10 protein-coding genes are annotated in these 13,953 nt (G+C 59.1%); 5 read left to right on the top strand and 5 right to left on the bottom strand.

All coding sequences use genetic code 11. The annotated features are described in order from the left end of the window. The first annotated feature begins 459 nt into the window (after positions 1-459). Positions 460-1,860 (top strand): tetratricopeptide repeat protein, encoded by a 1,401-nt coding sequence (locus HY30_RS14315; RefSeq protein ID WP_034742093.1) that lies wholly within the window; start codon positions 460-462, stop codon positions 1,858-1,860. Positions 1,861-2,102: 242 nt separating this feature from the next. Here the strand turns inward: HY30_RS14315 and HY30_RS14310 are convergent, their stop codons facing one another. From HY30_RS14310 to HY30_RS14300, 3 genes are all read right to left on the bottom strand, one after another. Continuing rightward, positions 2,103-2,627 (bottom strand): bactofilin family protein, encoded by a 525-nt coding sequence (locus HY30_RS14310; protein WP_034742089.1) that lies wholly within the window; start codon positions 2,625-2,627, stop codon positions 2,103-2,105. Beyond that, the gene (locus HY30_RS14305) at positions 2,617-3,834 is read right to left on the bottom strand and encodes a M23 family metallopeptidase (RefSeq protein WP_034742086.1); all 1,218 of its coding nucleotides are present in this window, start codon (positions 3,832-3,834) and stop codon (positions 2,617-2,619) included. Before HY30_RS14305 ends, HY30_RS14310 begins: the two co-directional genes overlap by 11 nt. A gap of 208 nt (positions 3,835-4,042) precedes the next feature. Beyond that, complete coding sequence (locus HY30_RS14300; RefSeq protein ID WP_034742084.1) at positions 4,043-4,507, bottom strand: peroxiredoxin; 465 nt, start codon at positions 4,505-4,507, stop codon at positions 4,043-4,045. 99 nt (positions 4,508-4,606) lie between these two features. Between HY30_RS14300 and HY30_RS14295 the strand changes: the two genes are divergently transcribed. Beyond that, on the top strand, positions 4,607-7,993 hold the full coding sequence (locus HY30_RS14295; protein ID WP_034742081.1) for a YhdP family protein: 3,387 nt from the start codon (positions 4,607-4,609) through the stop codon (positions 7,991-7,993). Between the two features lie 7 nt (positions 7,994-8,000). Here HY30_RS14295 and tyrS read toward each other — a convergent pair whose 3' ends face one another. After that, positions 8,001-9,251 (bottom strand): tyrosine--tRNA ligase, encoded by a 1,251-nt coding sequence (tyrS, locus tag HY30_RS14290; protein WP_034742078.1) that lies wholly within the window; start codon positions 9,249-9,251, stop codon positions 8,001-8,003. 85 nt (positions 9,252-9,336) lie between these two features. Between tyrS and HY30_RS14285 the strand changes: the two genes are divergently transcribed. Beyond that, a complete protein-coding gene (locus tag HY30_RS14285; RefSeq protein ID WP_277812982.1) occupies positions 9,337-10,431 on the top strand; it encodes an anhydro-N-acetylmuramic acid kinase in 1,095 nt (364 codons plus the stop codon). On the opposite strand, the gene HY30_RS14280 is transcribed toward HY30_RS14285, so the two are convergent. Then, positions 10,428-11,105: an alpha/beta hydrolase gene (locus HY30_RS14280; protein WP_034742076.1), complete on the bottom strand. Its 678-nt coding sequence runs from the start codon at positions 11,103-11,105 to the stop codon at positions 10,428-10,430. The genes HY30_RS14285 and HY30_RS14280 overlap by 4 nt on opposite strands. 113 nt (positions 11,106-11,218) lie before the next feature. On the opposite strand from HY30_RS14280, the gene HY30_RS14275 reads away from it, so the two are divergent. Both HY30_RS14275 and sufB read left to right on the top strand, forming a co-directional pair. After that, positions 11,219-12,364 (top strand): cysteine desulfurase family protein, encoded by a 1,146-nt coding sequence (locus HY30_RS14275; RefSeq protein ID WP_034742073.1) that lies wholly within the window; start codon positions 11,219-11,221, stop codon positions 12,362-12,364. After that, entirely contained in the window at positions 12,364-13,926 is a 1,563-nt protein-coding gene (gene sufB / locus HY30_RS14270; RefSeq protein WP_081812257.1) for a Fe-S cluster assembly protein SufB, read from the top strand. Before HY30_RS14275 ends, sufB begins: the two co-directional genes overlap by 1 nt. Positions 13,927-13,953 lie beyond the last annotated feature (27 nt).

Raw genomic sequence — 13,953 nt, 5'->3', positions numbered from 1 at the left:
CCTTGGTGACAGCTGGAAGGTTCTGCAGCGTGGTGTCAATTGCGCAGCAGGGCAAAAAATGATACTGTGTAACAAATGGAGTCGCGTCGGAATCGCATGAATGCCGCTCATTCCTTCACTCATTGGAATGGCTGGGCAGGTTTTTCGGGAGCCAAAAAATGGTCAGCCCAATACCTTCATGCCTCATTACCGGCACGGTCTTCGGAAGGTTGAGCAAAGCGTGATTTAGGTCCTGGATTCCGAATGGGAAACGCTATGATCGAATGAAGAATTGATGATGATTGGCATTGACGAATTGGGTCGCTGAGACCCATACAGGAAGTGAATAAGTAACAGTCTTTTAATGGGCAGAAGCGCGCTACGAATTACGTCATGTAATGCGCGGAAGTTATTGATCCCGCCCAACAATTCCGGTTGATTGGGCCAAACCCCGCGAGCTGCGCGGAGAGGAGAGGAAACATGGGAATTAGAGCAACTCTCAAGGGCGCCGTGCTCGTTGGCCTTATGGCAACGATGGGTGCTGGCGCCGCAATGGCGCAGGCTTGTACCGAAACCGAGTTCAGCTCGAAAACGGGGCAGACCTATCTCGAGGCCGAACAGGCCGCGATGGTCAAAAAGGACTTCAACACGGCAATTGCGAAGCTCAACTCGCTGCGTTCAACCGAGTTGAACTGCTATGAAGAAGGCGCAGTCATCAAACTGTCTGCCTATATCAAAATCGAAAATGGCGATCGGGCCGGCGCTGTTCAGGATCTTCTTACCGCGCTCAACAAGGGTTATATCCCAGCGGCTGACGCAGCTCAGACTTACTACAATATTGCCCAGATCTATCTTCAGGAAGAGGATCTTGGCAAAGCGCTTGATTACATGACCAAGTGGCAGCAAGCGGGCGGCAAGCCCGACCGCACACAGAAGTGGCAGCTCGCCGTGCTCAACCAGCGCGCCGACAATTACAAGGAAGCCGTTCGTTGGGCTGAGGAAGTGCGCGCTGAAGATGGCGCGAACTACAAGCAGGAAGTCTATGACCTGCTCCTCTATCTCTACAACCAGACAGGCCAGAAGGCGAAACTCGCTGAAGTGCTTGAAGTTCTGGTCGAGCGTAACCCGACTGAGCGGAAATACTGGGATGCCATTGCCGGCAACTATTTTGCTGACAATGAAGAGCGCAAGGCATTCGAAGTTCAGAAGGCCATGTACCTTGGCGGCTTGCTGAAAACCGAAGACGAGCTGATGCGGGTCGTGAACTTCTACAACCGCTTCAACGCGCCTTACCATGCTGCACGTGTTCTCGAAAAAGAGATGAATGCGGGCCGTATCTCCAAGAACCTCGATCACCTCGAGCTGCTTGCCAACCTGTACCAGGTGGCACGTGAGCACGAGAAAGCGATTCCGGTGATCAAGCAGGCTGCTGATGCCGGCGGTGGCGGCGCCATGTACGAGCGTCTCGGCCGGTCATATGCTGACCTCCAGAAATGGAAAGAAACCGAAGATGCCCTTAACAAGGCGATCAGCATGGGTGGCATCAAGGACCGTGGAAACGCTTACGTCCTGATTGGTCAGTCGCGCTATGAGCGTGGTGATCGGGCTGGAGCACGGGAATCGTTCAAGCAGGCCGGAAACAATGCTGGCCGCAGCTGGATCGATTTCATGAACTCCGAGGAAAATACCAAGCGTGCGCTGGTCTGCTTCGAAGTTCAGTCTGCATGGATGAACGTCGAGAACGAAGCCAAGATCTGTAAGCGCCTGGCGGTTCTGGGTGAGGAGAACATCCCCGAGAATTGCAAGACGATCAAGGAACGCCTGTCCGAGGCTGAGGCCAAGTATAACGCGACACCAGAGTGCAAGGGTCAGGCAACCTGATTTGGAAATGTAGGGCGGTTTAAAGCGCCTCCGTTCCTCTAATAGCAAAAGCCCCGGACAGTTCGTCCGGGGCTTTTATTTTGTGCGGGGGTGTATGGCCAGGACGATGGAGCTGAGGTGAGAGCAGCAGATCCCGCCCATGCCTCAATCCGTTTCTCGTTGCGCTGAGACAAAAGAAAGCCGCCGACATTTCTCAATGTCGGCGGCTTGGCTTATGCGTGAGATTAAAGTCGAGCGCGCCGTCAGGACGCGGTTGTTGAAATCCCGAACGCCGTTGGGCTGGAGCTTGCCATCGGGGTTGAGGAATCGTTAGAGGCTGAAGCTGACGCGCCCTTTGGGCCTGTCTCTTTCAGCGGATCGTCTGCATGCTTCACCTGGCCTTCGAACACGGCGTTCGATTGGATCTGCAGCGAAGAATGCACGATGTCACCCTTCACATGCGCGCCGGATTCCAGTTCGACCTTACGCGCGCGGATGGATCCACGGATCTTGCCCTTGACCTTCACGACTTCGGCTTTTACTTCGCCCGTGATGTGGCCGGAGGCACCAATCGTAATGTCCGTTGCGCTCACGTCGCCATCGACAACACCGTCGATCTGAAGAGCGCCTTCGGAGATAACCGAACCGTTGATCTTCATGTCAGCGCAGATGATGGATGCGGCGCGCGCCGCAGGCTTCATCGCAGCGCCGCGGATTGCATCCTGCGCTGTGCCAGCTTTGACGGGTTCAGGTGTGGTGGTTTCTGGGGTTTTGTTTTTAGTGAACATGTCGGCCTGCTTTCAAGAATTTCGCTGGATCATAAGGTTTGCCGTTGAACCAGACTTCATAATGAAGATGGTCGCCCGTGCTTCGTCCGGTGGTCCCCATCTTGCCGACCAAGTCTCCGATTTCCACGGTATCCCCCTTTGATACCGTAATTGCGCTCAAGTGACCATAGCGTGACTTGAATCCATGCCCATGGTCGATCTCGACCAGGCGCCCATAACCGGAACTGGCGCCTGCAAAAGATACTTTGCCTGGTCCGGCCGCAACAATGGGAGCGGCGTGATAGGCTGCAAGGTCAAGGCCGTTGTGCCAGCCTGGCCGCTTGCGGAATGGATCAATGCGCATGCCATAGTCGCTGGTCTGGCGGAACGGAACGCCGACTGGCCGACCGAGCGGCAAGCTCGCAACGATCTGTTCGTAATAGCGCATCTCTTCAACACGTGCGCGTGTCTGATTGAGGCGGTTGTAAAACGACGCTTCGTCACTTGTCAGGTTGGATGCGCTGGATGTGAGTGTCGCGATTGGAACAAGCGGGCCGCCCATCTCAGCGCCGGACATGATCCTGTCGCTGCCAACGGACGTCAACTGCAGTACGCCGCGTGCGCGCTCTGCGCGATCAATGGCGAGGTCTTCTGCTTCATCCAGGATGCGCTCCTGGTCATATTTCAAATTCTTGAGGCTGACGCGCGTACCGCTCGTGTCAAAGGCCGCAGTGATGGGTTCAAAATGGCGTGACTGGCGATTGTCTGCTTCTTCGATCGAAGCCTTGACCAAAAGGCCTGTACCGTCACCCTTCAGCGCCGACACTTCGAGATTATCGTCGCCTTTGAGTTTGTCGAAAAGATCTTCCAGGGCTTTCTGACGATCTTCCCACTCAGCCGTCTCTTTCTGGAAGGCGTCAGTACGTTCCTCGAGGAGCGAGCGGGAGAGGGCGTCCTTGGCGCGGAGTTCCTGGACCCAGCGCTCATACTTGGCGAGTTCGCGATCGTCTGGCGTGCCTGCGATTGTGCTGCTCGGACCGCCCAGAACGTAACTGCCTGTGACGAAAAGGGTCCAGCCGGCCAGAGCCGCCGCTCCAGCGGCAATGATGGCCTGCTGCCAGGGTGAGACCGAAATATAGCGAACCGTGCCACCGCTGCGATGATAGATCTGACGTTCAGGAAACGCCCGATCAAACGTCGCTTTTACGCTTGCACTCCACTTTGCCATGCACGCCACCTGTCGACTGGAAATCTCACCCCGTAACTGCAGCAATCACTACAGCACGTTTCCCAAACCCGTGGACCCATAAATACCCATTTCGAACGGGGGTGAAAGCCCTACAGAGCACAATTCATGCGATTTTTCGCCTATTTGGGTAAATCCCCTGTTAACGCTAAGGAAATTGGATGAAAAGTGCGTAATGAATAGGCGTCCGTCACCTCTTCACTGAAGCCAGCACTTCCTCAGCGTGCCCCTTCACCCGAACCTTCGGCCAGATTCGTTTTATCTTGCCGTCAGGCCCGATCAGAAATGTCGAACGGGCGATGCCCATATAGATGCGACCGTACATGTTCTTCTCGACCCAGACGCCGAAAGCTTCGCAGACGCTGCCGTCTTCGTCCGCCCCCAGCGGAATTTTAAGATCATGCTTCTCCGTAAACTTGCCGTGCTTTGCCAATGTGTCGCGCGAGACGCCAAGTATTTCAGCGCCGGCAGAAGCGAAGTCCGGGGCGAGGGCGGAGAAGTCTTTTGCTTCGTTCGTGCATCCGGGCGTATCGTCTTTCGGGTAGAAGTAGAGAACGAGGTCCTTGCCCTTGTACGATGACAGCTGCTTTTTGCCATCTGTCGTCTCGATGGAAAAGGCGGGTGCCTTTGCACCTTCAACCAGTGGTTTGCTCATGTAATGCTCCTATGGTGCACATTAAGGACTGTGCTTATATCAAAGGCTCTGCAGCCAGGCTGTTCGATATGAGTCGCATGAAGCTTAAGGAGCGTGCCCTTGGTTCGCCAGACCGCCTCGACGGTTATTCTGGAAATACTTGGCGGATTGATCCTGCTCATCATGGTCGTCGCCGGGCTGCTGGCATTCCGACTCGCAAGCGGGCCTTTGCCGCTCGGCATCTTCAAGGATGATATCGAGCGCGCGCTGAAGCAGGCCCGAAACGGGCATACTGTCCGGATCGGTGATGTTTACCTGGAATGGTCGCAGGCCGACCGTAGAATTCTGGTCAACGCACACGATGTCCAACTGTATGACGGCAAGGACGAACTCAGCGCCCAGGCGGCACATGCGGAACTCGTCTTGTCCGGTTCCTCCCTCGTGCTTGGGAAAGTCGAAGTCCTGGCCATGGATCTGGACCAGGGCTGGATCAATGTCGATCAGGTCACCGACACCAAATGGAAGATTGCCGGGGACCCGCTACCGGAGATACCGACCGGGCAATTGCCGACGACGCCCGCCGAGTGGCTGGCCCGCGCCAACGAGGTTCTGCCGCAGCTGCTGGTGGCACTTCAGCAGACCGAGCCGACTGTCGATCTTGAGCGCGCATCGTTCGATCAGTTCGAGGTGCGCGTCCGGGGACGCGACGGGGCCACTCTGCTGACATTGAAAGCAGCCAAAGGCCAGGTTGCGCGCCGGGCGGGCGGCATCGTGCTGTCGGTTTCCGGAAGCGGTGTCGGCGAAGGTCTGCCGGCAGGGCTCGCGGCTACCCTTGAGACCTCCAATTCGGGCCAGCAGCTAAAGGCTGAGTTCGCGGTGGCGAAATGGCCATTGGCAGACCTGGCGATCCGTTTCGGGATGAGTAACGAACGCTTTGAAGGCCTTCCGGCCAATGTTGTCGTTTCATTCGATGTCTCCAGGGCCTCTGGCGTGGAGCAGATCATCATCGATGTGGATTCGGGCGCAGGGCGCTTGCCGATGGGCAGTGACGGGCTCGCGGTTGATGATCTGAAGCTGAAGGCCGCCTATGCTGCCTCGACTGACACCCTCTCCATCGATGCTCAAACAAACGGCGCCGGGCCCCTGAAAGGGACCGCCGTATTGACGCTTCAGGATGCGATGAAAGGAGATGGATTCAGGAAGTTCAACTTCGCAAGCCCTGACCTCGTCCTCGATCTAACGCCTCGTTTCGAACACCCGATCTCGATCTCCAGCCTGAATCTCGCCGGTGAAGTTGATCTTGCAAACTACGCATTCCGGGGTGCGGAATTGGTTTTGAAAACGGGCACCGACACGCTCAAGGCTTCCGGGGCGTTCCAACTGACACCGGACAAGAAGCCCGGCGAACCACCAATCATTGGCAATCTCGATTTTGCCTCCGAGGGTGATTTGAGCCGGGAGACCGTGCTGGCTTTCTGGCCGGTTCAACTGGGCGATGGCGCCCGCCGCTTCGCTGTGAATCGGGTAACAGCTGGTGTCGTTACGTCTGCTCAGGGGCATATCGACTTGCTGCGCGACAGCCTTGCCGAAGGGTACCTGCGAGACGAGAACCTGCAGCTGGATTTCACTGTGCGCGATGCGGCGGTGAGGTTCCTCGATGACCTGCCGGCTGTGGAGAATGCCACAGGCAAGGGCCAGCTCACGGGCAACGGATTCAAGGTCATTGTCGAGAGCGGCGATTATGGTGGCTGGGTGCTGGATGATGGCGTGGTGGATTTCCCCGCTTTCAATCCGAAAGGTGTGCCCTTCAGAGTGTTCGCCAAGGGCCACGGCCCGGCGACCAATGTAATGAAGACGCTGGCGGAATCGCGCCTGCAATCCAAATTCGATCCCGCGCGCCTGACCGGCGATGCGGAAATGACGTTCGAAATGTTCCGTCCGGCCCTGGATGATGTGCCTTATGAACAGGTGCGGTTCTCGGTCCTGGGGACCGTCACGAAGGGTGGTCTAAAGAATGCGGCGCTCGGATTCGATCTCACAAATGGCAAGTTCAACATCAACGGTAATCAGGCCGGGATTACGGTAAGCGGATTTGGCGACCTTGGTCCGTCGCCCGTTCAGTTTACCTGGCGCGATGCGTTTAACGACGGCGAGGCACCGTCGAACCTTTCCGCGACCGCCGTCGTCACGCCGGATGTCCTGAACCGGTTCGGCTTGCTAGGCCGGGCTTACCTCACAGGTGAAGTGCCGCTGGAAGTGCAGGCACGCCTGAATGATGAAAACCTGGTTTCCGCGGATACGTCGCTCGACCTTGGTGAAGCGCGTATCGATCTGTCGGAAATCGGCTGGGTGAAACCAAAGGGGGTGCCCGCCAAGGCATCGGTCCGCTACGAGAAACTTGGAGACGACACCAAATCGACCATCCTGTTCACCACTGAAGACGCGCGCGTCGATGGCGAATATTCGCTCGGGCCGGACTCCAAGCTCGTTTCGGCGACATTGCGGCGCGCTTACCTGAAGAACAAGGCCGATCTCAGCGGCGATGTTGCGCGGGCTGCGGGTGGCGGATTGGCCCTATCGCTGAAAGGGACTTATCTCGATCTCTCCGGCGCCATGTCGGGCCTTGGAGCAGCAGGCGACACGGCCAATAACAGCACAACACCGCTGACGATTGATGCCGAACTGGACACGCTGACCCTGAGGCCGGGTCTGGACATGCGCGATGCCATCCTGAAGGCGAAGACGGGTGCAAATGGTCTCGCCTTCTTCGAAGCCTCCGGGAAAGCGGATGACGGCTCGCCGCTGGTCGCGAGGTATGATGCCACTGTGCCGGGCGGCGCGACCGTTGATGTCGAGAGCGGCAATGCCGGCTTCATGGCCCAGGCGCTGCTCGGGGCCGACTTTCTGGAAGGTGGCAAGCTGGAGCTGAAAGGTAAGTTCACCAAGGATTCCTCACCCGCCAATTTCGACATCGCGCTGACAAATGTGCGCATGCGGAATGCGCCATTCCTGACGCAGATCCTGTCGCTCGCTTCACTCAGGGGGCTCGCCGATACGCTGAGCGGCGAAGGGGTGCTTTTCTCGCGTATAGATATCCCACTCAAAATCGCTGACGGCCGGTATATCGTGACAGGTGCCAAGGCTCAGGGACCAGCACTCGGGCTCACCTCCAGCGGTTATGTCGAGAGCAAGACCGGCGGCATCGAGTTTGACGGCGTCCTGGTGCCGAGTTTCGGTTTGAACTCGGCCCTCGGCCAGATCCCCATCATTGGTGACCTCGTCGTGGGGCGTGACGGGGAGGGTGTTTTCTCGCTGACCTATTCCATCAACGGCACGCTTGAAAAAGCCAACGTCTCCGTGAATCCGTTGTCGGCCCTCGCGCCGGGTGTCATCCGCCGGATTTTCGAAAATCCAGCGGACACGAGCATACCCGAGGCCAAGCCGCGCACGCCGGACGAGCCCATTCCGTCAGAACTGCCGCCGATCCCCGAAGAGAGCTTCAAATAATCGAAGCCTAGCTGATCTTCAGCAGGGCGTGACGTTTCTTGCCGGCCGATAGCTTGATGGCGCCATCAACCAGATCGGCCGCGCTGAGCGTACCGTTCTGGTCGTTGACCAGGACGTCATTCACCTTTGCGGCCCCCTGCTTGATAAGACGGCGTGCCTCCCCGTTCGACCCAGCGAGACCGGCTGCGGCGAATGCGGCGGCCACGAGCATGCCCGCTTCCAGTTCGGCCTTTGGCACTTCGACTGTTGGCAGCGCGTCCGCCGAGGCGCCCTCTCCAAAAACGGCTGCTGCGGCGGCTTCAGATTCTGCCGCAATTTCTGCACCGTGGAGCAGGGTTGTTGCGGCATTGGCGAGCGCGATCTTGGCCGTATTGATATCTGCACCCTCGAGTCTTTCGAGTTCTGCAATCTCAGCCACATCGAGATCGGTGAACAGTCGCAGGAACCGGCCGACATCGGCGTCTTCGGTATTGCGCCAGAACTGCCAGTATTCGTACGGGCTCTTCCGCTCGGCATTCAGCCAGACCGCGCCATCCGCCGTCTTGCCCATCTTGCCGCCGGATGCCGTGGTGATCAGGTGAGAGGTCAGGCCATAGGCTTCTCCGCCCGCGACGCGCCGGGTGAGCTCGACACCATTGATGATGTTGCCCCACTGGTCCGATCCGCCGAGTTGGAGGCGGACGCCGTGACGCCGGTACAGCTCAAGGAAGTCGTAGGCCTGGAGCAGCATGTAGTTGAACTCGAGAAATGTGTACGGCTGTTCGTTGCGCAGGCGCCGGTCGACGGTTTCCTGCTTGATCATCGTGTTGATGGTGAAGTGCACGCCATAGTCACGCAGGAACTCGACATAGCCAATCTTCGACAGCCAGTCGTCATTGTTGACCATGATGGCGTCGGTCGGGCCGTCACCGAATGTGAGGAAGGGTTCGAACGCCTTCTTGATGCCTGCCATGTTGGACGCGATCTGCTCGTCCGTCAGGAGGGGACGCGATTTTTCCTTGTCGGTCGGGTCTCCCACTTTCGTCGTTCCTCCGCCCATCAGGACGACGGGCTTGCCGCCGCAGCGCTGGAAGTGGTGCAGCATCATGATCTGGAGGAGGGAACCGACGTGGAGGCTGTCAGCCGTCGCATCGAAGCCGATATAGCAGACCGGTACGCCTGAAGCGCAATAGGCGTCGAGTTCAGCCGGGTGTGTCATCTGCTTGATGAAGCCGCGTGAATCGAGGGTTTTCAGGAATTCCGACTTGTATTCGGTCATTGTCTCGTGTCTCCGTAAGCGCAGGCGCGTAACACGGAAAGCGGGACTCTTGAACCATCCAATTCACGATCAGACGCCGCAATGGGTGGCGGGGTTCATGTCGGGAACCTCACTGGATGCAACAGATGCGGCGCTGATCCTGACGGATGGAGAGCGCGTGCTCGAGTTCGGGCCAGTCGCCGAGCGCAAATACACGGCGCGCGAGCGGCAGGCCCTGCAGGAGGCAACGGATGCCGCGCGGGCGTGGAACTGGCTGGGGACGGCGCCGGAAGAGGCCTTTGAAGGGGCCCGGAAGGTGATTACCGAGACTCATGCTGAGGCTTTCGAGATGCTGCGCGATGGGCTCGGTTCGGGCATTCCGGGATCGTTGGCGGGTGTTCACGGGCAAACCGTGCTCCATCGGCGGCCCAGGCCGGGACAAATTGGGGCGACGCTACAACTGATTGATGCCGCGGCGCTGCAGAAGGCGCTGGGTGTCACGCTGGCCTATGATTTCCGGACGGCGGATGTGGCTGCAGGCGGGCAGGGCGCGCCGCTCGCGCCGGCCTATCATGGCGCGCTGCTGGAACGGGCCGGGGACGGGGCGAGCGCGGTGCTCAACCTTGGCGGGGTGGCGAACATCACCGCGCGGATGGCGGATGGGACGCTGTTTGCGTTCGATACGGGGCCAGCGAACGGGCCAATCGACGAGTGGGTCGAAGGACATGGCAAAGGCACGCATGACCTAGGCGGGGCCTATGCGGCGGCAGGGCGGGTTCATGAGGGGCTTTTGGTGCAGCTGATGGACCATGACTGGTTCCAGGAACTGCCGCCAAAATCGCTGGATCGCTATGACTTCAATGCGAGCATGGCGCGGGGCCTGTCTCTTGAGGACGGCGCAGCAACACTGACGGTCTTTTCAGCCCGCGCAGTCGCGGCAGGCGTCGCGCAGCTGCCTGACATGCCCGAGCGGGTGATCGCGTGTGGGGGAGGGCGACACAATCCCGCGCTGATGGCGGCGCTGGCGGCGGCGTTGCCATGCCCTGTTCTCAGTGCAGAGGAGGCTGGCTGGCGCGGGGATTCGATCGAGGCGGAGGCTTTTGCCTTCCTGGCGGCGCGGACCGTGCGCGGCTTGCCGATCAGCTGGCCGACAACAACGGGCGTTCCGGCCGCCATGACGGGCGGCCGGGTGCTCGGCTAGTCTTTTTCAGCTTCGATGCGCAGTTTTTCTTCAGCATCTTCGAGGCGCTGCAACAGGTATTGCTCGCACAGGCCGATCAGCTCGTCACGCTTGTCGACATAGAAGTGGTTGGCGCCTTTGACGCGGGCGCGCTCGATGACTTCGCCCTTCTGGACGCGCACCTTGGTGAGGGCGCGTTCAATGTCTTCCGGGCTGGCGATGGCGTCATTGTCGCCATTGACGATCAGGCCGGACGCCGGGCAGGGCGCGAGGAATGACAGGTCGTAGTGGTTGGCCGGTGGCGAGATGGCGAGGAAGCCATCGATTTCCGGGCGGCGCATCAGCAGCTGGAGCGTAATCCAGGCGCCGAAGCTGTAGCCGGCACACCAGACATAGCGCGGGCTCTCGCTGAGATTCTCGATATAGTCGAGCACGTAAGCAGCGTCTTCAAGCTCGCCAATGCCCTGGTCGTAGACACCCTGGCTGCGGCCGACGCCGCGGGAATTGTAGCGCAGGACGCCGAATCCGTGACGTTCGAACATCTGGTACAGCATGATCGAGATGGGATCCTGCATCGTGCCGCCCGCCTTGGGGTGGGGATGAAGGACAAGCGCAATCGGGGCGCCAGGAAGCGGCGGCTCGGTATAACGCGCTTCGATACGGCCCTGTGGGCCCGGAATGATCAGTTCTGCCATGACACCCTCGGTTTAAAATCTCTTGTAAGGGCGCGGTCATAAGCCAAATGGACTGCGAAATGCAAATTTTTCTGCAGGTGCACTGTGGGGCTGGAGCGAGTATACCTGAATCCATGATTTATGCTGACCACAATGCGACGGCCCCGATGCGACCAGAAGCGCGGGAAGCCATGCTGTCGGCGCTTGATCTGGGCGCGACGAACCCATCCTCGGTACATACCAAGGGTCGGGCGGCGCGCGGCGTGGTGGAAACAGCGCGTATGCAGGTGGGCGGCGCCATCGGTAGCCGGGCTGCTGATGTGATTTTTACCGGGGGCGGCACGGAATCCGATGCGCTGGCGGTTCAGGGCGTGGTCGACGCTCTGGACGGGCGCTGTACGTTGATTGTGTCGGCGATTGAGCATGAGGCGATTGCCAAGTCTGCGGCTCATTCCGGTGCGCCTGTTCAGACGGCGTATGTGACGGCGGCCGGGATTGTGGATCTGGAAGACCTGCGCACGCGCATGGCAAACTGGGATTCTGAAGCCCATGGCACGCCTGTTCTGTGCCTGATGCTTGCCAATAACGAGACGGGGATCATCCAGCCGGTTGCCGAAGCGGCAGCCATTGTGCGTGACGCTGGCGGCTTGACGATCTGCGATGCCGTGCAGGCCTTGGGCAAGATTCCGGTCAATGTGGGCTTGCTAGGCGTCGATTACCTGTCGGTTTCGGCGCACAAGATTGGCGGACCTCAAGGCGTTGGCGCCTTGTGGCATCGGGCCGGGGCGCCGCTGAAAGCCATTCTCTATGGGGGCGGGCAGGAGCGATCCTTGCGGTCAGGCACGGAGAATGTAGCTGGAATTGCGGGTTTTGGCGCGGCGGTTGAGGCCGCAGTTCGGGATTTGCCGAAATACGCGGCGCTGGCGAAGTATCGGGATGCCATGGAAGCGCGATTGAAAGCTGAGGGCGATGTGGTCGTGATTGGCGAAGACAGCCCGCGCCTGGCGGGAACGTCGAACTTCGCGCGGGCGGGCTTCCGGGCCGAAACACAGGTCATGGCGCTGGACCTGGCGGGCATATGCGTCTCTGCAGGTTCTGCTTGCTCTTCAGGCAAGGTCAAGCGATCCCTCGTTCTGATGGCCATGGGTGCATCTGACGCCCTTGCGGAATCAGCGATACGCACCAGCTTTGGATGGAATAGTGAACCCGCCGATTTTGACGGTGTGGCGAATGCCTGGCTGGAAGCAGCCCGGCGGACGGTTTTGAAGGAGAAGGTGTGATGGACTGCTGCGGCGGCACCACCGAGCACGAAGACGACTGTGGAGAAGTCAAGGTCAAGGATAGCATCGACGCGAAAACCGTCGAGGCGGCCAAAGCCTTGGAATCCGAGAACTATTCGGCGGGTTTCTCCACCACGATCGATACCGATTTTGCGCCAAAAGGCCTGTCGGAAGACACGATCCGCTATATCTCGGCTGCGAAGAACGAGCCCGAATGGCTGCTCGAGTGGCGCCTGAAAGCCTATGAGCGCTGGCTGACCATGGAAGAGCCGAGCTGGGCGATGGTGCGCTATCCCAAGATCGACTACCAAGCCTATTACTATTACGCTGCGCCGAAAGCCGGGGCGAAATATGCCTCGATTGACGATGTGCCGAAGGAAATTCTCGAAACATACGAGAAACTGGGCATCCCGCTTCGCGAGGCAGAAGTGCTGCTGGGCGTGGAAGGCGCGGTCGAGACCGCTGCCGAGGGGCGCGAGAAGCCGCGCGTGGCGGTGGATGCCGTGTTTGACTCCGTGTCCGTGGCGACGACGTTCCGCAAGGAGCTGGAGAAGGCCGGCGTGATCTTCATGTCGATCTCCGAGGCAGTGCATGAGTATCCGGACCTCGTTAAGAAGTATCTGGGCACGGTCGTGCCACAGTCCGATAATTTCTTCGCGACCCTGAACAGCGCCGTGTTTTCGGACGGGACCTTTGTCTACATTCCGAAGGGTGTGCGCTGCCCAATGGAGTTGTCGACCTATTTCCGGATGAATGCCGAGAATACGGGCCAGTTCGAGCGGACGCTGATCATTGCCGATGAATCCGCCTATGTGTCCTACCTTGAAGGCTGTACGGCGCCGATGCGCGACGAGAACCAGCTGCATGCGGCGGTCGTCGAGCTGGTGGCGTTGGAAGACGCCGAGATCAAGTATTCGACCGTGCAGAACTGGTGGCCGGGTGACGAGGACGGCAAAGGCGGCATTTTCAATTTCGTGACCAAGCGCGGCGATTGCCGGGGTGATCGGTCGAAAATCTCATGGACGCAAGTCGAGACCGGCTCGGCCGTAACGTGGAAATACCCGTCCTGCATCCTTCGCGGCGATGATAGCGTGGGCGAGTTCTACTCGATTGCCGTCACCAATGGTCGCCAGCAGGCCGACACCGGCACGAAGATGATCCATCTGGGCAAGCGCACGAAGAGCCGGATCATTTCCAAGGGCATTTCGGCGGGCAAGTCTGACAACACCTATCGTGGGCTCGTTTCCGTGAACCGCAAGGCTGTGAATGCGCGCAATTTCACCCAGTGCGACTCGTTGCTGATCGGCGACAAGTGCGGCGCACATACGATTCCCTATGTGGAGAACCGGTGCGCGAGCGCGCAGCTGGAGCATGAGGCGACAACGACGAAACTGTCGGAAGACCAGCTGTTTTATGCCCGCCAGCGCGGGATTGCCGAGGAAGACGCGGTCGCCCTGCTGGTGAATGGCTTCGTGCGTGATGTGCTGCAGCACCTGCCGATGGAATTCGCGGTTGAGGCGCAAAGCCTGCTGAAAGTGAGCCTGGAAGGCAGTGTCGGCTAGGGATTCCAGCTGGAATCCCCGACTTTG

Source organism: Hyphomonas chukchiensis, from assembly GCF_000682695.1.
Taxonomy (GTDB): domain Bacteria; phylum Pseudomonadota; class Alphaproteobacteria; order Caulobacterales; family Hyphomonadaceae; genus Hyphomonas; species Hyphomonas chukchiensis.
This window is presented reverse-complemented; position numbering and strand designations above follow the sequence as displayed.